Source organism: Mycobacterium sp., from assembly GCF_036273375.1.
In the GTDB taxonomy this organism is placed as follows: Bacteria; Actinomycetota; Actinomycetes; order Mycobacteriales; family Mycobacteriaceae; genus Mycobacterium.
In genome coordinates, this window is the sequence record NZ_DASUHS010000192.1 from 1 (window position 1) to 20,778 (window position 20,778).

The 20,778-nt window shown below is 65.9% G+C and carries 13 protein-coding genes and 1 tRNA gene; 10 read left to right on the forward strand and 4 right to left on the reverse strand.

Translation table 11 applies throughout. The annotated features are described in order from the left end of the window. The 4 genes from VFW69_RS17645 to VFW69_RS17660 all read right to left on the reverse strand — a co-directional run. The coding region (locus VFW69_RS17645) for an enoyl-CoA hydratase/isomerase family protein (RefSeq protein WP_526502932.1) at window positions 1-310 on the reverse strand (310 nt) is incomplete at its 3' end. A gap of 443 nt (window positions 311-753) precedes the next feature. Continuing rightward, window positions 754-1,164, reverse strand: coding sequence for a hypothetical protein (locus tag VFW69_RS17650; RefSeq protein ID WP_526502934.1), 411 nt, complete (start codon window positions 1,162-1,164; stop codon window positions 754-756). A gap of 1,010 nt (window positions 1,165-2,174) precedes the next feature. Then, window positions 2,175-2,858, reverse strand: coding sequence for a cutinase family protein (locus tag VFW69_RS17655; protein ID WP_526502936.1), 684 nt, complete (start codon window positions 2,856-2,858; stop codon window positions 2,175-2,177). Between the two features lie 77 nt (window positions 2,859-2,935). Next, a tRNA-Arg gene (locus VFW69_RS17660) sits at window positions 2,936-3,009 on the reverse strand. A gap of 186 nt (window positions 3,010-3,195) precedes the next feature. On the opposite strand from VFW69_RS17660, the gene lipQ reads away from it, so the two are divergent. The 10 genes from lipQ to VFW69_RS17710 all read left to right on the forward strand — a co-directional run bounded on the left by lipQ (window position 3,196) and on the right by VFW69_RS17710 (window position 20,736). Continuing rightward, a complete protein-coding gene (gene lipQ, locus VFW69_RS17665; RefSeq protein ID WP_526502938.1) occupies window positions 3,196-4,443 on the forward strand; it encodes an esterase LipQ in 1,248 nt (415 codons plus the stop codon). A 136-nt stretch (window positions 4,444-4,579) separates the two neighbouring features. Next, window positions 4,580-6,049 carry a WS/DGAT/MGAT family O-acyltransferase gene (locus VFW69_RS17670; RefSeq protein WP_526502990.1) on the forward strand — a complete coding sequence of 490 codons (1,470 nt, stop codon included), beginning with the start codon at window positions 4,580-4,582 and terminating at the stop codon, window positions 6,047-6,049. Then, complete coding sequence (locus VFW69_RS17675; RefSeq protein ID WP_526502940.1) at window positions 6,046-7,926, forward strand: HAD-IB family hydrolase; 1,881 nt, start codon at window positions 6,046-6,048, stop codon at window positions 7,924-7,926. The genes VFW69_RS17670 and VFW69_RS17675 overlap by 4 nt, the downstream gene beginning before the upstream one ends. Beyond that, the gene (locus tag VFW69_RS17680; protein ID WP_526502942.1) at window positions 7,923-10,277 is read left to right on the forward strand and encodes a glycerol-3-phosphate 1-O-acyltransferase; all 2,355 of its coding nucleotides are present in this window, start codon (window positions 7,923-7,925) and stop codon (window positions 10,275-10,277) included. Before VFW69_RS17675 ends, VFW69_RS17680 begins: the two co-directional genes overlap by 4 nt. A gap of 28 nt (window positions 10,278-10,305) precedes the next feature. Beyond that, entirely contained in the window at window positions 10,306-12,372 is a 2,067-nt protein-coding gene (locus tag VFW69_RS17685; protein WP_526502944.1) for a bifunctional copper resistance protein CopD/cytochrome c oxidase assembly protein, read from the forward strand. Window positions 12,373-12,502: 130 nt separating this feature from the next. After that, window positions 12,503-12,982, forward strand: coding sequence for a single-stranded DNA-binding protein (locus VFW69_RS17690; protein WP_526502946.1), 480 nt, complete (start codon window positions 12,503-12,505; stop codon window positions 12,980-12,982). Between the two features lie 79 nt (window positions 12,983-13,061). Then, window positions 13,062-14,738 carry an energy-dependent translational throttle protein EttA gene (gene ettA / locus VFW69_RS17695; protein ID WP_526502948.1) on the forward strand — a complete coding sequence of 559 codons (1,677 nt, stop codon included), beginning with the start codon at window positions 13,062-13,064 and terminating at the stop codon, window positions 14,736-14,738. 78 nt (window positions 14,739-14,816) lie between these two features. Continuing rightward, window positions 14,817-19,667 (forward strand): NAD-glutamate dehydrogenase, encoded by a 4,851-nt coding sequence (locus VFW69_RS17700; RefSeq protein ID WP_526502950.1) that lies wholly within the window; start codon window positions 14,817-14,819, stop codon window positions 19,665-19,667. Further along, window positions 19,664-20,077 (forward strand): acyl-CoA thioesterase, encoded by a 414-nt coding sequence (locus VFW69_RS17705; protein WP_526502952.1) that lies wholly within the window; start codon window positions 19,664-19,666, stop codon window positions 20,075-20,077. Before VFW69_RS17700 ends, VFW69_RS17705 begins: the two co-directional genes overlap by 4 nt. After that, window positions 20,065-20,736, forward strand: coding sequence for a DUF8185 domain-containing protein (locus VFW69_RS17710; protein ID WP_526502954.1), 672 nt, complete (start codon window positions 20,065-20,067; stop codon window positions 20,734-20,736). The genes VFW69_RS17705 and VFW69_RS17710 overlap by 13 nt, the downstream gene beginning before the upstream one ends. The last annotated feature ends 42 nt before the right edge of the window (window positions 20,737-20,778 follow it).

The window sequence follows — 20,778 nt, forward strand, 5'->3', positions numbered from 1 at the left end:
CAGCGGCAATAGTGGGCAGCCGGCAACTACCGACGGCCATGAAGCCGTCATAAAGCTGCTGCAGGCCCGTCTCGGCCGCGCCACCCCCGGCGGCGCCGAGGGCGCTGAGGTCGGCGCCCGCGCAGAACGCCTTGCCCGCGCCGGTGACTACCACGGCATGCACATCGAGGTCGGCTTCGGCCCGCTCGACGGCCTCGCGCAGGCGCCCCGACGAGTCGGCGGTTATCGCGTTGCGCCGATCGGGATCGTTGACGGTGATGAGCGCGACGCGGTTGGTCACCTTGAAAAGGATTGGTTCGGACTGGGCCATCGGGCACCTCCGGCTCGCTTTTTGGCTAGGGATCCGCCCGGCCACACCGTTCATCGGCGGCCGCGTCACGGGCGAGGTAAGACTACTTCGCACCGTCCGCGCGGGGTTGGCCGGTGTGAGTGTGATTAGCGAGGACAAGCAGGGTAAGCGGGCATGCAAACCGACGATCCACCGTATTAGCTCGTATCGATGGCCGAACCATTTCAGCCTGTGCCTGCAGCGGCTTTGACCCGCGCAAACGAGAAAACCTTTGCGGGGTGGGCGGCGGATATCTGAACCCACAACTAACGCTGTATTTATCAAAACGTTATCTGCCGCGTTTTGCCGTTTCGGCCAAATCCCCGCATCGACCTGGCGAAACGCGAGGTAAGGCGCCGGCCCGCCGGCCGGGGGCTCAACGCTGCACGCCGGGTCGGCGGAGCCGTCGAATTCTGCGGGATCCGCTACAGCTCGGGTTTCGCTAACTTCTTCGCTAGCTCATCGAGTTCGGCTTGGCGCTCACGCACCGCACACCCCCGTCGCTCGACCCGCGCTCCGTGCAGAATGACCCTCGGCAGCCCATCACTACGCAACTTGATGTTGGCGTAATGGATTGCGGCGTCGATCATTTCGATGTAGTGCTCCGCGTCATCCTCCGCACACGAGCCCTCGATGCGCTGGACTTCGTCCCAACAGGGATAAGAAGAGTACCGGGCGTCAAGTCGTTGCTGAGAGACCTGCGTCCCGAAGTAATAACGCCAGTCGCGGCTCAACCAACCCCTCGTCTTGATTTCGACTTTGATTCGATTGCCAACGCCGGCTATGAACGTCGGCTCCCCGACGCGCACCACCGGCTGCCATTCATTCGCCGCCATAATCGCCAACCCCCTCGAAGAGAAGACGCTCGAGCCAGTGATCTCGCCGTAAGCGCCTTCTGCTCGTTGACACGCTGTCCGGAATGATTAAACTCGCAATCTATTTACAGTGGCGTCGATCTTTGTAAATTTACTAAACGCTCAGAAAACCGACCCAAATGCCATTACCGGCGGTCCGTGTAACCGCGTTGCGGCACTGATCGCGACTGCCGAAATGTCGTGACCTGCGTCAGTGGGACGCGCCGTTCGCCCGGGGCCGGTGCCCCGCCGAGCTTGCCACCGGCCTCACCACCGAACGTTCGCTCTGATCGCTAGGCACATCCGCCCACTCAAGCGCCTTCCGGTCATCATGAGCTGACTTCCGAATCCGATAGCACATGCGCTAGCGGGTTCGGAAAGCTGGTAGTGGTCAAGCCCGGCGGCGGGGTGGTCGTGCGAGCCCTTAAAGCGCCAAGCTCGCGGCCTCGGCGCGGTGAGCCCGCAACCAAGGATCCCTTGAGGATCCGCCAAGGTGCGCTCCGCAAGCTCGTGTCAGCTCGAAAGAGCATCCCAATCGGCATCGACGCTAGGAGCACCTCATGCGGACAACGGGGTATAGGACGATGCGCTACGGGGCTACGGCGTACCGGACCTACGCACGGGCGCGCGATCAAAGAATTGGATACCTACGGCTGATACTGGTCTCCATCACCACGGCCGGGTTGATCGGCCTCGGTGTTGGCCTCGCCAGCCTCGATCGACCGCTGGCCGGCCGGCATTGTTCGGCCCCGAACGTGACCATCCATGACGCAACCGGCCTCACGTTGTCGTGCAGCCCGGCGTCGACGGGAAACCATGAGGCGGTGTGGCAGTATGCCCCGGCGTCGTAGCCTCAATAAATCAGGTGTTACAACGGGTTTCGGCCGTGCCGAATGCCGCTGGGATATGCCGTTCGGCAGGAATGGACGGGCGCCACCACCCGACAACTCATGCGCCGAGCGCAGGTGGGTGGCAGAACTCAGTTAGGCGACTTAGAGATGGCCGGCCACGAAAGTCGCGGCCTGACCGGGCATTCCGGACCCCTGGTACGACAGGTGCGCTGCCGAGAACGACTCGTCGTGCGACGGCGGCGCCAGGGGGCCGCCCGGAGTGCACACCGAATCGCCGGGCGCACACAAGTCAATGGCCTTCGCCCCGTACCACGGGCTGACCACGCTCACCGGTGCCCCCAGATACCGGTCCGACGGATTCCCGAACAGGGCGAGCGCGGCAACATGGTCCGCCTCGTCCGCCGTCAGTATCTGAGGAATCAGGCCCCCGATCGACGCCTGGGCGATGGTGATCAGATCGATCACCATCGCGCCCTGGCCGTATCCGCCGAGCACCAGCTTGGTGTTGGGGCAGTTCGCCACCATGGATTGAGCGTGAGCGTGAGCGTCGCCGGCGCCCGCGGACGCTGACGGGGCGAAATCCTCGTCGGCGGGGTAGCGGACCGCATACACCCCGAGGGAGCGGCTGCCGACCTGGGAACGCAAGGAGTCAATGAAAGCTTGTCCGACCCCGCCAACGCCGGGGGGCTCGGCGGTGCCGCGGGCGAACGTCACCTCGACGTCGGGGCAGGGCGCGGCGGACGTGGAAATCGGTGGGCACAGCAGCGCCGCCCAGGTTGTCACCACCGCGACACCCAGCAAACGGGCCGATCGGCGTGCCTTCATGCTCCAGATGCTAATTGACAAGCTGTCGAATAAGGAGTGCGCCCGGGGCACGCAGGCGAACTTATCCGCTCGGTCGGTGCCCCCGGCACGACTCGAACGTGCGACCTAGGGATTAGAAGGCCCTTGCGCGATCCACCTGAGCTACGGAGGCAATGTGCAGGTCAGTCTATCCAACCGCACCCGCCGACCCGATTCCACGCCGCCACGCGCGCGAAAGCCCTTCCGGCGCCGCGTTTATCGGTTATGGTGGGGACCCTCGACACACGTACAACATCGGCCGGCAATCGGTCGTTAACCGCAACGAGGCGTGTGCATAACGTCGAGGGGTGGCGTTGCAATGAGCGTGGCCGGCACTTTGACTTCACACTGCTCGTGGGCGGGCGCCCAGGCGGCACGCCTGGCGGCCGAAGCCCGCGATGTCTATCAGCTGGGCAATCTGGTGCTGCGCGGCGGGCCGTTCGCGCTGGGCTGCTTCGCCGGCTGGCTTTTCACTGAGTTTCCTCCGCACGTGCTGACCGGGCACGCGCTGTCGCGGGTTTCTCATCCGTCCGTCGGCCGCGTCGGCACGGCGTTGGCCGCTCAGCGGGCGGATCGAACCCTCACCGCCGCGCTCGAGGAATCCTTCGGACCCGAGTTTCGCGAGCAGATATGCCACCCCGCCACCGTCGGAGCCCTGTGCGCCCCACGTGGCCGACTGTTGAGCAGGCCCGGGCCCCACCGCCGTTACGCGGCGCAGACTTCCGACATCTCCTACGGTCCGAGTCCACGCGACCACCTGCTCGACGTCTGGCGGCGCGATGATCTGGCGCCCGGCTGCCGGGCGCCGGTGCTGATCCAGGTGCCGGGCGGCGCGTGGGCGCTGAACGGCCGGCGCCCGCAGGGATACACGTTGATGAGTCGAATGGTCCAACTCGGCTGGATCTGCGTCTCGATCGACTACAGCAAGAGCCCGCGCGCCACCTTCCCCGCGCACCTCATCGACGTCAAAAGGGCGATCGCGTGGGTGCGGGAGAACATCGCCGACTACGGCGGCGACCCTGACTTCATCGCGATCACCGGCGGCTCAGCGGGCGGGCACCTGGCCTCCCTGGCGGCGCTCACCCCGAACGACCCCACCTTGCAGCCCGGCTTCGAAGACGCCGACACCACCGTGCAAGCGGTGGCGCCCTATTACGGCGTCTACGACTTCACCGACTTCGAGAACATGCACGAACTGATGCTGCCGTTCCTCGAGCAATTCGTGATGAAGGCCCGCTACGCCGACGAGCCGGAGCGCTTCACTGCGGCGTCGCCGATTTCCTACGTGCACGGTGACGCGCCACCGTTCTTCGTGCTGCACGGCGAGAAGGACGAATTGGTGCCCAGCGGACAGGCCCGCGTGTTCTGCGCGGCGCTGCGCGCGGCCGGCGCGGCCACTGTCGCCCACGCCGAACTCGGCAATGCCCACCACGCTTTCGATATCACGCCGACGGTTCGGTCGCGGCTGGCCGCTGACGCCGTCGCCGATTTCCTCGGTGTCGTCTACGGGCGGCGCGTCAGCGCGCTGCTGGATTCGCTGCCCCTCGCGGCCACTTCGGCCAGCTGAGCCCGCGCCCCGGTACTCGCCGCTCCTTTCACCAGCGCTGCAACCCGACTAGCGTTGGGTAGACCGTTGGGGTTGGTGGGTCCAAGGCAGGAGGCTTGATCGACGGTGACAAGGTTGGCGCGTCGAACTGATGACCATGACTGAGTCCGTCGAGGCGATGAAGTTGTCGGACGAGCTCGGGCCGGTCGACTACCTACTGCACAGGGGAGAGGCGAATCCCCGCACCCGGTCGGGGATCATGGCGCTGGAGCTACTGGACACCACGCCGGATTGGGAACAGTTCCGAACCCGATTCGAAAGCGCATCGCGACGGGTGCTGCGGCTGCGACAAAAGGTCGTTGTGCCCTCCCTGCCGACGGCGGCACCGCGCTGGGTGGTCGATCCCGATTTCAATCTGGATTTCCACGTGCGCCGGGTCCGGGTGTCCGAACCCGGCACGATGCGTGAAGTATTCGACCTCGCCGAACTCATCCTCCAGTCGCCGATGGACATTTCGCGGCCGCTGTGGACGGCCACCCTGGTCGAGGGTCTGGCCGGCGGCAAGGCCGCGGCGCTGCTGCATGTCAGCCACGCCGTCACCGACGGCGTGGGCGGAGTCCAAATGTTCGCCGAGATCTATGACCTCGAGCGCAATCCGCCCGCCAAGCCGGCGCTGCCACTGCCTGTCCCGCAGGACTTGACGTCCAATGATTTGATGCGCCAGGGCATTAACCACCTGCCCTTCGCCGTTGTCGGCGGCGTCATGAGCGCGCTGTCCGGCGCGGTATCGGCAGCCGGGCGGGCGGTCCTGGAGCCGACGGCCACCGTTTCGGGGATCGTCGGGTACGCCATGTCGGGCATGCGGGTGCTCAACCGGGCTGCAGAGCCCTCGCCGCTGCTGCGGCGGCGCAGCCTTGCCACCCGCAGCGAGGCGATCGACATCTCGCTCGCCGACCTGCACAAAGCTGCAAAAGCCGGCGGCGGGTCCATCAACGACGCCTATCTCGCCGGACTGTGCGGTGCCTTGCGCCGCTACCACCAGGCGTTCGGCGTGCCGATCAGCACCCTGCCGATGGCGGTGCCCGTCAACCTGCGGGCCGAAGCGGACACGGCCGGCGGCAACCGATTCACCGGTGTCAACCTTGCGGCGCCGATCGGTACCGCCGACCCCGTCTCCCGAATGAAAAAGATCCGCGCTCAGATGACGCAGCGCCGCGACGAGCCCGCGATGAACATCATCGGTTCGATTGCTCCGGTGCTCAGCGTCTTGCCGACCGCGGTGCTCGAAGGGATCACCGGCTCGGTGATCGGATCCGACGTGCAGGCCAGCAACGTCCCGGTCTTCCCGGGCGACACTTACATCGTCGGCGCAAAAGTCTTGCGGCAGTACGGTATCGGTCCGCTGCCCGGAGTGGCGATGATGGTGGTGCTGATTTCCCGCGGCGGGTGGTGCACCATCACCGTGCGCTACGACAGGGCCTCGGTGAGAAACGAGGCGTTGTTCGCCCAATGCCTGCTCGAAGGTTTCGACGAGATCCTGGCACTGGCCGGTGACCCACCGCCGCAAGCGGTGCCCGCCTCGTTCACCGAGCCGGCCGTGTCGCCTCGATCGGTGGCGGGTTCATGAGCGCCTCGAAAAACCAGGGGGACAAGGGCAAAACCCCCGGCGCGGACATGCGACTACCGGGTTCGGTGGCCGAGATCATGGCCAGTCCCGCCGGGCCGAAGATCGGCGCGTTTTTCGACCTGGACGGGACATTGGTCGCCGGTTTCACCGCGGTCATCCTGACCCAGGAGCGCCTGCTGCGCCGCGACATGGGCGTGGGCGAATTGCTCGGCATGGTGCAGGCCGGCCTGAGCCACACCTTGGGTCGTATCGAGTTCGAGGACCTCATCGGCAAGGCTGCCGCCGCGCTCACCGGGCGACTGCTCGACGACTTGGAAGAGATCGGCGAGCGACTGTTCGTCCAGCGGATCGAGTCACGGATCTACCCGGAGATGCGCGAGCTGGTGCGTGCTCACGTGGCCCGCGGTCATACCGTGGTGCTCAGCTCGTCGGCGCTGACCATCCAGGTCAACCCCGTCGCGCGTTTCCTCGGCATTCCCAACATGCTCACCAACAAGTTCGAGACCACCGAGGACGGCATGCTCACCGGTAGCGTCACGAAGCCGATCCTGTGGGGCCCGGGCAAAGCCGCTGCGGTACAACGCTTTGCCGCCGAGCACGACATCGATCTCAAGGACAGCTACTTCTACGCCGACGGTGACGAGGACGTCGCCCTGATGTACCTGGTCGGTAACCCGCGGCCCACCAACCCCGAGGGCAAGATGGCCGCGGTAGCCAAGCGCCGCGGTTGGCCGATCCTGAGATTCAGCAGCCGTGGTCCCGTGGGCTTGCGGCGGCAGGTGCGCACCCTTGCCGGACTTGGCTCGATTGTCCCCGTCGGGGCCGGCGCACTGGCGATGGGCGTGTTGACCGGTAGCCGGCGGCGGGGCGCCAATTTCTTTACCTCCATTTTTTCCCAAACGGTGCTCGCGACCACGGGAGTACATCTCAATGTCGTCGGGAAAGAAAATCTGACGGCGCAACGTCCGGCGGTCTTTATCTACAACCACCGCAATCAGGTTGACCCAGTCATCGCCGGTGCGCTGGTGAACGACAACTGGGTCGCCGTCGCCAAGAAGGAACTGCAGAAGAATCCGATCATGGCCCTGCTGGGCAAGGCGTTAGATGGTGTGTTCATCGACCGAGACGATTCGGTCTCAGCGCTGGAGACGATGCGCACGGTCGAAGAGAGAGCCAAGAACGGACTTTCCATTGTGATGGCGCCGGAAGGCACCCGACTGGATACCACCGAGGTCGGTCCCTTCAAAAAGGGGCCATTTCGTCTCGCGATGGCTGCGGGAATCCCGATCGTCCCGATCGTGATCCGCAACGCCGAGCTCGTCGCCGCCAGGAACTCCACCGTCATCAACCCGGGCACCGTCGACATCGCGGTGTTTCCGCCGATCTCGGTGCAGGACTGGACGCTTGACACGCTGCCGGAGCGCATCGCCGAGGTTCGCCAGCTTTACCTGGACACGCTCGCCAACTGGCCTGTCGACGAACTTCCCGAGGTCTACCTGTACGCCGAGAAGAACGCGGCAGACAAGGCCCAGAGCCGGACCGCCAAAGCACCGGCAAAGAAGCCACCGGCCAAGAAGACATCGGCAAAGAAAGCGGCGGCCAAGAAGGCACCGGCCAAGAAGACGGCAAAGAAGGCGGCGGCCAAGAAGGCACCGGCCAAGAAGGCACCGGCCAAGAAGGCACCGGCAAAGAAGGCGCCGGCCAAGAAGGCGGCCGCCAAGAAGACGCCGGCGAAGAAAGCCGCTTCGAAAGCAAAGCCGCCCAAGGTAAACCCCCGTGAATCCCACGCCGTCCTCAACGACGGCGAGGCGCAACGACCCGTCCCCGAGGCGGCGGCCATCAGCGCCGAGCCACCGGAATCGCCGGAGCATCCGTGACGGAACCGGCCGCAGATAGCAGCGCGGTTCTTACCGGAAGAGACTCGCTGGTATTGGCCTCGATGGCCTCGCAGGTCGAGATGGAACTGGTGACGGCGTGGCTGGATCACCAGCGCACCGACCATCAGGGAGCGAATTTCGGCTTGGTGAAACTGCCGGCGCTCGACGCGCCGCCGGAAGCGCTGACAGCCTTGGCCGAAGAGCTCGAATCCGGGGAAGACCGTTCGATCGTGCCGGTGCGAGTGTTCTGGCTGCCGGAGCCGGAGCGCGGCCGATTCGCCAAGCTCGCCGGGCTGCTCCCCGGCCGGGATCCCTACCACCCCAACCACCGTCAGCAAGAACAGATCGTACGGGCCGCTCCCCAGCGCGCACGGGTGGTGGCCGGCGAGGCGGCCACCGTGTCCGAACTGCGCCGGCAATGGCGCGACACCACAGTCGGAGAAGACAAGAACGACTTCGCCCAATTCGTGATTCGTCGCGCCATCTTGGCGATGGAACGCGTCGAATACCGAATCCTCGGACCGCAGTACAAGTCACCACGGCTGGTGAAGCCGGAGATCCTGGCCTCCAACCGGTTTCGCGCCGGCCTGGCCAAAATTCCCGGCGCCACCGTCGACGAAGCCGGAAAGATGCTCGACGAACTCGCCACCGGGTGGAGCAGGGCATCGGTCGACCTCGTCGGGGTTCTCGGCAGGATGCTCAGCCGCGGGTTCGATCCTGAGATCGACTATGACGGCTATCAGGTTGCGGCAATGCGGGCCGGCCTGGAAGCTCACCCGGCGGTGCTGTTGTTCTCCCACCGGTCCTACATTGATGGCGCCGTGGTGCCGGTTGCCATGCAGGAGAACCGGTTACCGCCGGTGCACGTGTTCGCAGGCATCAACTTGTCGTTCGGCGCGATGGGGCCCTTGCTACGGCGTTCCGGTGTCATCTTCATCCGCCGCAACATCGGCAACGACCAGCTCTACAAGTACGTGCTGCGGGAATACGTCGGCTACATCGTCGAGAAGCGGTTCAATCTGAGCTGGTCCATCGAGGGCACCCGCTCGCGCACCGGAAAGATGCTGCCGCCAAAGCTCGGCCTGCTGGCCTACGTCGCCGACGCCTACCTGGACGGCCGCAGCGAAGACATTCTGCTGCAACCGGTCTCGATCAGCTTCGATCAGCTGCACGAGACCGCCGAATACGCCGCCTACGCCCGCGGCGGTGAGAAGACGCCCGAAGGCGTGGGCTGGTTGTACAACTTCATCCGCGCGCAGGGTGAACGCAACTACGGCAAGATCTACGTCCGATTCCCCGAAGCCGTGTCGATGCGTCAGTACCTCGGTACACCGCACGGCCCGCTGGCCCAAGACCCGGATACCAAACGTCTTGCGCTGCAAAAGATGTCGTTCGAGGTCGCCTGGCGGATCCTGCAGGCGACTCCGGTGACGGCAACGGGCCTGGTCTGCGCATTGCTGCTGACCACCCGCGGTGCGGCTTTGACGCTCGGTCAGCTGCACCACACCCTGCAGGACTCGTTGGATTACCTGGAACGCAAACAAGACCCGATGTCCACCAGCGCGTTGCGGCTGCGCACGCACGACGGGGTGCGCGCGGCGGTCGATGCACTGTCCCACGGCCATCCCATTACCCGGGTCGACGGCGGCCGGGAACCGGTGTGGCGCATCGCGCCCGAGGAACAGCACGCCGCGGCCTTCTACCGCAACTCAGTGATCCACGCCTTCCTGGAGACTTCGATCGTCGAACTCGCGCTGGCGCACGCCCGCCACGCCGACGGCGACCGCATGGAGGCCTTCTGGACCCAGGCGATGCGGCTGCGTGATCTGCTGAAGTTCGACTTCTATTTCGCGGACTCGGCGACGTTCCGGGACAACATCGCCGAAGAGATGGCGTGGCACAACAATTGGGAAGCTCATGTCACCGCTGGAGGCGACGAGATCCACTCGCTGTTGTTCGCCAAGCGCCCGCTGATGGCGGAAGCGATGTTGCGGGTGTTCTTCGAGGCCTATGAGATCGTCGCCGACGTACTGCGTGACGCACCGGCGGACATCGGACACAAGGAACTGACCGACTTGGCGTTGGGCGTCGGCCGACAGTACGTGGCGCAGACCCGGATCCGCAGCAGCGAATCGGTGTCGACGCTGTTGTTCGCCACCGCCCGTCAGGTTGTCGACGATCAGAACTTGATCGCGCCCGCCCCAGACCTTGCGGAAAGGCGAGGCGCCTTCCTGCAAGGGCTGCGCGACATCCTGCAAGACTTCAACTACGTCGGGCAGATCGCGCGCGATCAGTTCGTGGCCCGGGAGGACAAGGCGCGTCGGGACCTTCTGGACAGCCAGACCCTGTAGCCGGCGAGCCCGCCCATACCCTGGACATATGACCGTCGCCCCGCCCGCTGGCAAGGCCTCGACCGAGGCCGCGACACAGCGCCGGGCGCTGGTGTGGCCGGTCCTGGTCGGGGTGGCAGTGCTGGCGGGCTGCACGGCCGCCGGCATCGGGACGCTCTCGCTTGCCAGCGCGCTGACCGTGACGGGCCTACCCGATCCGGGCCAGGTGACCACGCTGGGGCTGCCGTTCGTTCGGGCGGCGGGTGAGATCGCCGCGGTGCTCGCGGTCGGGTCGTTTCTATTCGCCGCATTTCTGGTGCCGCCGCAGCGCAACGGTGTCCTCGACGCCGGCGGCTATCGGGCCCTTCGGCTCGGGACGCTGGCGTCGGGGGTGTGGGCGGTGTGCGCCGCCCTCCTGGTCCCGCTGACCATCTCCGACGTGTCCGGCCATCCTGTCGCCGACATCAGCCCGATGCGGATGTGGTCATTGGCGGGTCTGATCACAAACGCCTCAGCCTGGCGCTGGACCGCGATCCTAGCCGCGGTGATCACACTGGCGAGCCTGTCGGTGCTGCGCTGGTCGTGGACGCCGGTGCTGGCCGCCGCGTCGGTTATGGCGTTGATTCCGCTGGGACTGACCGGTCACTCGTCGGCCGGCGGTTCGCACGACCTGGCCACCAACGGCCTGCTGATCCACTTGGTCGCCGCCAGCCTGTGGGCCGGTGGCCTGCTCGCCCTGCTTGCCCACGCCCTGCGCGGCGGTGGTCACCTCGGGCTGGCCGCCCGGCGTTTCTCGATGATCGCGCTGTGGTGTTGGGTCGCGATGGCGGTGAGTGGGCTGGTCAACGCCCTGGTCCGGGTCCAGCCGTCCGATCTTTTCAGCACCGACTATGGCCGGCTGGTGATCGCCAAGTTCGTCGCGCTGTGCCTCCTGGGCGGCCTCGGCTGGCGCCAGCGGCGCGTGAGTGTGGCCGCGCTGCAACCGGATCCGAGTCCGGCGCGCGCACGTCGTGCATTGCTGCGGCTGACGCTGATCGAGGCCGCCATCTTCGGCCTCACGTTCGGCATCGCCGTCGGGCTGGGCCGCACCCCACCGCCGCCACCGCCGTCGCGGCTGCCGTCGATTCCCGAAGCCGAGATCGGTTACGACTTCGACGGACCACCCACCGTGGCGCGCATCCTGTTCGACTGGCGGTTCGACCTGATCTTCGGCTCCGCCGCCCTCGTCTTCGCCGCCTCGTATGTGGCGGCGCTGGTGCGGCTGGGCCGCCGCGGCGACAAGTGGCCGCCGGGGCGGACCTTTTCCTGGCTGCTCGGCTGCCTGGTGTTGCTGTTCGCCACGTCGTCGGGCGTCGGACGCTACATGCCGGCGATGTTCAGCATGCACATGGTGGTCCACATGTGCCTGTCGATGCTGATCCCGATCCTGCTGGTGCTGGGCGCCCCGGTCACCCTGGCCTTGCGGGCGCTGCCCGCGGCCGGCCGTGACGATCCGCCGGGCATGCGGGAATGGCTGTTGGCCGCGCTGCACAGCCGCGTCTCCCGATTTCTCACCAACCCGGTGGTGGCCACCGTGTTATTCGTCGCCGGGTTCTACGGGCTGTACCTGTCGGACCTCTTCGACACCACCGCGAGCAGTCACGCCGGACACCTAGCCATGAACATGCACTTTTTGCTGAGCGGCTACCTGTTCTATTGGGTTGTGATCGGGGTGGATCCGACGCCGCGGCCGATCCCGCCGCTGGCGAAGGTGGCCGTGGTGTTCGCATCGCTGCCGCTGCACGCCTTCTTCGGGGTGGTGCTGATGGGCACCAAGAAGGTGCTCGCCGCGGACTATTACCGCTCGCTCGGCCTGAGTTGGCATACCGATCTGGTGGGCGATCAGCGCCTGGGCGGGGGCATCGCCTGGGCGGCGGGGGAATTCCCGCTGGTGATCGTCATGCTCGCGCTGCTCATCCAGTGGGCGCGCAGCGATCGCCGCACCGCAACGCGGTTGGACCGGGCCGCCGAGCGTGACGACGACGCCGAGTTGGTGGCCTACAACGCGATGCTGGCGCAGCTGGCGCAGGGCGAGCAGGCCAAGCGATCCGGCCGGGCCCCCGCTAATCCGGACTGATCCCCAGTCCCGGTTTTTTCCACAGGGACGACCGGCAGGTTCGGTTTTCGCCGCTGTTTCTTACGGCGTATGTCGCTAGTGCCGCGCTTACTGGCAGCCATAGCCAATGCAATCGAGAAGGGATCAGCCCATGTTCGAAACCCCGCTTACTGTCGTCGGTCACATCGTCAACGACCCCGCCCGCCGCAAGGTCGGCGACCAGGAGGTCCTCAAGTTCAGGGTGGCCAGCAACTCGCGCCGCCGCAGCGGTGACGGCGGCTGGGAGCACGGGCACTCGCTGTTCGTGACGGTCAACTGCTGGGGCAAGCTGGTGACCGGAGTGGGTGCCGCGTTGGGCAAGGGCGCGCCGGTGATCGTTGTGGGTCACGTGTACACCAGCGAATACGAGGACCGCGATGGCAACCGCCGCTCGTCGGTGGAGATGCGGGCAACCGCGGTCGGCCCGGACCTGTCCCGCGTCATCGTGCGCATCGAAAAGCCCGGCTACACCGGTCCGACGGCCACCGAGGCCATCACACCGCCAGCGGATGCGTCCGACGCCGCTGGTGAGGACGCTGATGGCGATGACGTCGAGTCAGCTGACACCGGTCCGCTGCCGCTGACCGCTTAGCGGCGGGGCGGCGGCTGCCGGGCGATGCCTAGGATGGTCCGCGAGATCACTTCGCAAATCAGAAAGGCACAACCGCGGCATGGCTGAGTTCATCTACACGATGAAAAAGGTCCGCAAGGCGCACGGCGACAAGGTGATCCTGGACGACGTCACGTTGAGCTTCTATCCAGGCGCCAAGATCGGTGTCGTTGGCCCCAACGGCGCCGGCAAGTCGAGCGTCTTGCGGATCATGGCGGGCCTGGACAAGCCGAACAACGGCGATGCCTTCTTGGCCAACGACGCGACCGTCGGCATCCTGCTGCAGGAGCCCCCGCTGAACGAGGAGAAGACCGTTCGCGGCAACGTCGAAGAAGGCCTGGGCGAGATCAAGGTCAAGCTCGACCGCTTCAACGAGGTCGCCGAGTTGATGGCCACCGACTACTCCGATGAGTTGATGGATGAGATGGGCCGGCTGCAGGAGGAGCTCGACCACGCCGACGCGTGGGATCTCGATTCGCAGCTGGAGCAGGCGATGGACGCGCTGCGCTGCCCCCCGCCCGACGAGCCGGTGACCAACCTGTCCGGTGGTGAACGTCGCCGCGTCGCGCTGTGCAAACTGCTGTTGTCCAAGCCCGACCTGCTGCTCCTCGACGAGCCCACCAACCACCTGGACGCCGAGAGTGTGCAGTGGCTCGAGCAGCACCTCGCCTCCTACGCGGGCGCGATCTTGGCGGTCACCCACGACCGGTACTTCCTGGACAATGTCGCCGAATGGATCCTGGAACTGGACCGCGGCCGCGCCTACCCGTACGAGGGCAACTACTCCACGTACTTGGAGAAGAAGGCCGAGCGGCTGGCGGTGCAGGGACGCAAGGACGCCAAGCTGCAGAAGCGGTTGACCGAGGAGCTGGCGTGGGTGCGCTCGGGGGCGAAGGCGCGTCAGGCCAAGAGCAAGGCGCGGCTGCAGCGCTACGAAGAGATGGCGGCCGAGGCCGAGAAGACGCGCAAGCTCGACTTCGAGGAGATCCAGATCCCGGTCGGTCCGCGGCTGGGCAGTGTCGTGGTCGAGGTCGACCATCTCGACAAGGGCTACGACGGCCGCACCCTCATCAAGGACCTGTCCTTCAGCCTGCCGCGCAACGGCATCGTCGGCGTCATCGGCCCCAACGGGGTCGGTAAGACCACCCTGTTCAAAACCATCGTCGGCCTCGAGCAGCCGGACAGCGGCACGGTCAAGGTCGGCGAGACCGTCAAGCTCAGCTACGTCGACCAGACCCGCGCCGGAATCGATCCCAAAAAGAATGTGTGGGAAGTCGTTTCCGACGGACTGGATCACATCGTGGTCGGACAGACCGAGGTGCCCTCGCGAGCCTACGTGTCGGCGTTCGGGTTCAAGGGACCAGATCAGCAGAAGCCGGCCGGCGTGCTCTCCGGTGGCGAGCGCAACAGGCTCAACCTCGCACTGACGCTCAAGCAGGGCGGAAACCTCATCCTGCTCGACGAGCCCACTAACGACCTCGACGTCGAAACGCTGAGTTCGCTGGAGAACGCCCTCGAGCAATTTCCCGGCTGCGCGGTGGTGATTTCGCACGACCGATGGTTCCTGGACCGCACCTGCACGCACATCCTGGCCTGGGAAGGTGACGACGACAACGAGGCCAAGTGGTTCTGGTTCGAGGGCAACTTCGGTGCATACGAGGAGAACAAAGTCGAGCGGCTCGGTGCCGAAGCGGCGCGGCCGCACAGAGTGACCCACCGCAAGCTGACGCGCGACTAGTGTCAGCTCTGCCCCGCATTGCCACGGAACGGGGCGACCGAGCGCACTGACAACCGTCGCCAGTTGGGAGCTATCGGCATGACGATCGATCCCGGAGCCAGGCAAGGTGTCGAGCCGTGGACGACCTTCACCCAGCAGCAGGACATTCCTGAGTGGATCTCGAAAGCCTACATCGAGAGCTATCGAGGTCCACATAGCGACGAGTCGGGGGGCGCGGAAACCAGGCCCATCGACCTGACCGTGCCGGCGGCGATCGTCACCCCGTCCATGCTGAGCGCGCACTACCGCCTCGGCCTACACCGCCCCGACGGAGAGAGCCGCGTCGCGGTGTACCCGGTGGGAGACCCCGCCGGGTTCGGACCTGCCCTGCAAGTCGTCACCGATCACGGCGGCATGCTGATGGACTCCGTCACCGTGCTGCTGCACCGGCTCGGTGTCCCGTACACGGCCATCATGACGCCGGTGTTCGAAGTGCACCGCAGCCCCGAGGGCGATCTGCTGAGCGTCGAGGCGAAAGCGGAAGGCGCATCGCAATACGCAGGCGAGGCGTGGATACACGTGCAGCTGCTGCCGTCGGTCGACAGCAAGGGACTCACCGAGGTCGAACGGCTGCTGCCGAAGGTGCTGGCCGATGTTCAACAGGTCGCCAGCGACGCGTCGAGTTTGATCGCCGCGCTGAACGATCTGGCCGCCCAAGTCGAAGCCAACGCCGACGACCACTTCTCGGCGCCGGACCGCGACGACGTCGCGGCGCTGCTGCGCTGGCTGGTCAACGGCAACTTCCTCCTGCTCGGTTATCAGCGCTGCCACGTGCACGACGGGCAGGTCTCCGGCGACGGGACACCCGGCCTCGGCGTCCTGCGCACTCGCACCGGCTCGCGCCCCCGGCTCACCGACGACGACAGATTGCTGGTGTTGGCGCAGTCCGTGGTGGGCAGCTATCTGCGCTACGGCGCCTACCCGTATGCCATCGCGGTTCGCGAATATGTAGACGGTGCCGTGATCGAGCACCGTTTCGTCGGGCTGTTCACAGTGGCCGCGATGAACGCCGATGTCCTGGAGATTCCAACGATTTCGCGCCGGGTCCGTGATGCGTTGGCGATGGCCGACAGTGACCCGATACACCCGGGCCAGCTGCTGCTCGACGTCATCCAGACCGTTCCCCGCTCGGAGCTGTTCACGCTCAGCGCCGAACGACTGCTGGCGATGGCAAAGGCGGTGGTGGATCTGGGACCGCAACGAAATGCGTTGCTGTTCCTGCGCGCCGACCGCCTGCAGTATTTTGTCTCCTGCCTGGTGTATCTGCCCCGCGACCGCTACACCACGGCGGTGCGGCTGCAGATCGAAGACATCCTGGTTCACGAATTCGGCGGGACCCGACTGGAGTTTACCGCTCGAGTCAGCGAATCACCCTGGGCCCTAATGCATTTCATGGTCCGCCTGCCTTCCGATGGGCCCGGTGCGGCACCGGTCGACGTTTCCGAAGACAACCGGATCCGCATTCAGGCGTTGCTGAGCGAAGCGGCACGAACCTGGACCGACCGGCTGGTCGCCGCGGCCGCGGAAGGCTCGGTGGGGCACGCCGAAGCCGAGTACTACGCGGCCGCCTTCCCCGAGGTCTACAAGCAAGCCGTGGCCCCGGCCGATGCCATCGACCACATCGCCATCATCAATGAGCTGCGGGACAACTCGGTCAAGCTGGTGTTCACCGAAGCCGGCGACGGGACCGCGCAGCTGACCTGGTTCCTGGGCGGACGCACCGCCTCGCTGAGCCAGCTGTTGCCGATGCTGCAGAGCATGGGTGTGGTGGTGCTCGAGGAGCGTCCCTTCACGGTCAACCGGTCCGACGGGCTGCCGGTGTGGATCTATCAGTTCAAGATCTCGCCGCACCCGACCATCCAGCTGGCCTCGACACAATCCGGGCGCGACGCGATGGCCGAGCGGTTCGCTGACGCGGTCACCGCAATTTGGCAGGGCCGCCTCGAAGTCGACCGATTCAACGAGCTGGTGATGCGCGCGTCCCTTCGATGGCAGCAGGTCGTCCTGTTGCGGGCCTACGCAAAGTATCTGCGGCAGGCGAACTTTCCCTACAGCCAGTCCCACATAGAGTCGGTGCTCAACGAACACCCCTCGACCGCACGATCGCTGGTCGCACTCTTCGAGGCGCTGTTCGACCCCACCCCCGATTCATCGGGTAACCGCGATGCGCAGGCCGCCGCCGGCGCGGTCGCCTCCGACATCGACGCACTGGTGGGCCTGGACACCGACCGCATTCTGCGTGCCTTCGCATCGCTTGTACAGGCCACGTTGCGCACCAATTACTTTGTCACAAGCGGGGGTTCGGCCCGTGCGCGCAACGTGCTGGCGATCAAGCTGGACGCCCAGTTGGTCGACGAGCTACCCCTGCCGCGGCCCAAATACGAGATTTTCGTCTACTCGCCCCGCGTTGAAGGCGTGCACCTGCGGTTCGGACCGGTGGCCCGCGGTGGCCTGCGCTGGTCGGACCGTCGAGACGACTTCCGCACCGAAATCCTGGGCCTGGTCAAGGCGCAAGCCGTCAAGAACGCGGTCATCGTGCCGGTGGGCGCCAAGGGCGGATTCGTCCTCAAGCGGCCCCCGCTGCCCACCGGCGATGCCGCTGCCGACCGCGACGCCAGTCGCGCCGAGGGCGTCGCCTGCTACCAGCTGTTCATCTCCGGCCTGCTCGACGTCACCGACAACGTCGACCATGCAACCGGAAAGGTCAGCCCGCCAAAGGAAGTCATCCGGCGCGACGGCGACGACGCGTACCTGGTGGTGGCGGCGGACAAAGGCACCGCCACCTTCTCCGACATCGCCAACGACGTCGCGAAGTCATACGGATTCTGGCTGGGTGACGCGTTCGCGTCCGGCGGGTCGGTCGGCTACGACCACAAAGCCATGGGTATCACCGCCAAGGGCGCGTGGGAGGCCGTCAAACGGCACTTCCGGGAGATGGACATCGACACGCAGGCCGAGGACTTCACTGTGGTGGGGATCGGCGACATGAGCGGCGACGTCTTCGGCAACGGCATGCTGTTGAGCAAGCACATCAGGCTGCTCGCCGCCTTCGACCACCGGCACATCTTCCTAGACCCCGACCCCGACGCCGCGGGCTCGTGGGAGGAACGCCAACGGATGTTCGACCTGCCGCGGTCCAGCTGGGAGGACTACGACACGTCGTTGATCAGTGCGGGCGGCGGCGTGTACAGCCGTGAGCACAAGGCGATTCCGGTCAGCCCCCAGGTCCGCGATGCGTTGGGCATCGAGGGCTCGGAGGAGGGGGTCACCGAGATGACGCCGCCCAATCTGATCAAGGCGATTTTGCAGGCGCCGGTGGATCTGCTCTTCAACGGCGGCATCGGCACCTACATCAAGGCGGAGTCCGAATCCGATGCCGACGTCGGCGACCGTGCCAACGATCCGGTGCGAGTCAACGGAAGCCAGGTGCGCGCCAAGGTGATTGGCGAAGGCGGCAACCTGGGGGTGACCGCGCTGGGTCGCGTCGAGTTCGATTTGGCGGGTGGCCGGATCAACACCGATGCCATGGACAACTCGGCCGGTGTGGACTGTTCGGACCACGAGGTCAACATCAAGATCTTGATCGACTCGCTGGTGACTGCCGGCAAGATCAAGCCGGAGGAGCGCAAACCGCTGCTGGAGTCGATGACCGACGAGGTCGCGCAGCTGGTGCTCGCCGACAACGACGACCAGAACGACCTGATCGGCACCAGCCGCACGAACGCGGCGAGCCTGCTGCCGGTGCACGCCAGGATGATTCAGTACCTGGTCGACCAGCGCGGCATCCACCGCGACCTGGAAGCGCTGCCATCCGAGAAGGAGATCGCGCGGCGGGCCGAGGTCGGCATCGGGCTCACCTCGCCGGAGATGTGCACCCTGATGGCACACGTGAAGCTGGGGCTCAAGGAGGAGATGCTCGAGACCGAGCTGACCGAGCAGGACGTGTTCGCCTCCCGGCTGCCCATGTACTTCCCAAAACCTCTGCGGGAACGGTTCACTCCGGAGATCCGCACGCATCAGCTGCGCCGCGAAATCGTCACCACCATGCTGATCAACGACCTGGTGGACGCAGCCGGGATCAGCTACGCCTTCCGGATCGTCGAAGACGTCGGCGTCGGGTCGGTCGACGCGGTGCGCACGTACGTCGCCACCGACGCGATCTTCGGGGTGGGGGTGACATGGCGGCACATCCGCGCGGCGAATCTGCCGGTCACACTGTCGGATCGGCTCACGCTGGACACCCGGCGGCTGATCGACCGCGCCGGACGCTGGCTGCTCAACTACCGGCCGCAGCCGCTGGCGGTCGGCGCCGAGATCAACCGGTTCGCCGCCAAGGTGCAGGCGCTGACGCCCCGCATGTCGGAGTGGCTGCGCGGCGACGACAAGGCCATCGTCGACAAGGAAGCCGCGGAGTTCGCCTCCCAGGGCACACCCGAAGACCTCGCCTATTCGGTGGCCGCCGGGCTCTACCGCTTCAGCCTGCTCGACATCATCGACATCGGCGACATCAGCGACATCGACGCCGCCGAGGTCGCCGACACCTATTTCGCGCTCATGGACCGGCTCGGCACCGACGGGCTCTTGACGGCGGTATCTGAACTGCCCCGACGGGACCGCTGGCACTCCTTGGCGCGCTTGGCGATTCGTGACGACATCTATGCTTCGTTGCGATCGCTGTGCTTCGATGTGCTCGCCGTAGGGGAGCCGGACGAAAGCGGTGAAGAGAAGATCGCCGAGTGGGAACACCTGAGTGCCTCCAGGGTCGAGCGGGCCCGTCGAACACTTATCGAGATCCAGGAAGGCGGTAATAAGGATCTCGCGACACTGTCCGTCGCCGCGCGGCAAATCCGTCGCATGACCCGCACCAGTGGAAGAGGATCATCAAGTTGAGCGTCGGCTTCGTCGCGCCCGTGCCAGTGCGCTGGTCGGACATCGACATGTATCAGCACATCAACCACGCCACCATGGTCACGATCCTTGAGGAGGCGCGCGTCCAATTCCTGCGCGAAGCGTTCGAGGTCGACATCAGAACCATCGGGTTGCTCATCGCCGAAGTCAAGGTGACCTACAAAGACCAGCTGCGGCTGGTGGATTCACCACTGCAGGTGACGATGTGGACCAAGCGGTTGCGGGCGGTCGACTTCACGCTGGGCTACGAGGTGCGCTCGGTCGGCGCGGCTGCGGAGTCGAAGCCCGCCGTCATCGCCGAGTCTCAACTGGCCGCCGTCCATATCGAGGAGCAGCGGCTGGTGCGTCTTTCGCCACAACATCGGGAGTATCTACAACGGTGGATCAGGTAGCCGAACGAGGACTATGGCTGGGTGCCGACTCTAGGGACGCCCACCGCACGGATCTGGCCGCGTTCGTCGACCGCGCGCTGCGACTCGATGACGCCGCGATCATCCGATTCCGAACCCGATCCCCGGGGCTGCTGACGGCCTGGGTCGCAACGGGTTTCGACGTGCTGGCCAGCAGGGTAGTGGTCGGCGAGGTGCGGCCCGGCGATCTGTCGGTGGGCGCGGACGCGCTGGCGCGCGGCCTGTCCGCGATGGACGCCGCGGGTTACGTCGATCCCGGCTTCGCGATGGACTCGGCGTGGCGCGGCGCGTTGCCGCCGGAATCCGGCTTCGCTCACCTCGAGGACATACCGGCCCGGGTGATGCTGGACCTGGCGCAACGTGGTGCGCAACTTGCCAAGCAGCACAGCAATTCTCATGGACCGCCGGTTTCGCTGCTCGATCAGGAGGTCATCCAGGTCAGCTCGGCCGACGTGCAGGTCGGGCTGCCCATGCGCTGCGTGTTCGCGTTGACCGCGATGGGTTTTCTGCCGCAGTCACCCGACGCGGTCGCCGCCGACGAATTGATCCGGGTCCGGATACTGCCGACATGGTTGCGTCTGGACGCCCGGTTCGGGTCGGTGTACCGCCGCCGCGGCGATCCCGCGCTGCTGCTGGGCTGACGCGGCCGGCCGTGGGCGATTTCTCAAACGGATCACGCTGAC

Bases quoted from the DNA above. Each gene is read 5' to 3' on its own strand.
- VFW69_RS17670 (WP_526502990.1), top strand. From the start codon at position 4,580: ATGACTGAGTCCGTCGAGGCGATGAAGTTGTCGGACGAGCTCGGGCCG.
- VFW69_RS17655 (WP_526502936.1), bottom strand. From the start codon at position 2,858: ATGAAGGCACGCCGATCGGCCCGTTTGCTGGGTGTCGCGGTGGTGACA.
- VFW69_RS17700 (WP_526502950.1), top strand. From the start codon at position 14,817: ATGACGATCGATCCCGGAGCCAGGCAAGGTGTCGAGCCGTGGACGACC.
- lipQ (WP_526502938.1), top strand. From the start codon at position 3,196: ATGAGCGTGGCCGGCACTTTGACTTCACACTGCTCGTGGGCGGGCGCC.
- VFW69_RS17685 (WP_526502944.1), top strand. From the start codon at position 10,306: ATGACCGTCGCCCCGCCCGCTGGCAAGGCCTCGACCGAGGCCGCGACA.
- VFW69_RS17675 (WP_526502940.1), top strand. From the start codon at position 6,046: ATGAGCGCCTCGAAAAACCAGGGGGACAAGGGCAAAACCCCCGGCGCG.
- ettA (WP_526502948.1), top strand. From the start codon at position 13,062: ATGGCTGAGTTCATCTACACGATGAAAAAGGTCCGCAAGGCGCACGGC.
- VFW69_RS17650 (WP_526502934.1), bottom strand. From the start codon at position 1,164: ATGGCGGCGAATGAATGGCAGCCGGTGGTGCGCGTCGGGGAGCCGACG.
- VFW69_RS17690 (WP_526502946.1), top strand. From the start codon at position 12,503: ATGTTCGAAACCCCGCTTACTGTCGTCGGTCACATCGTCAACGACCCC.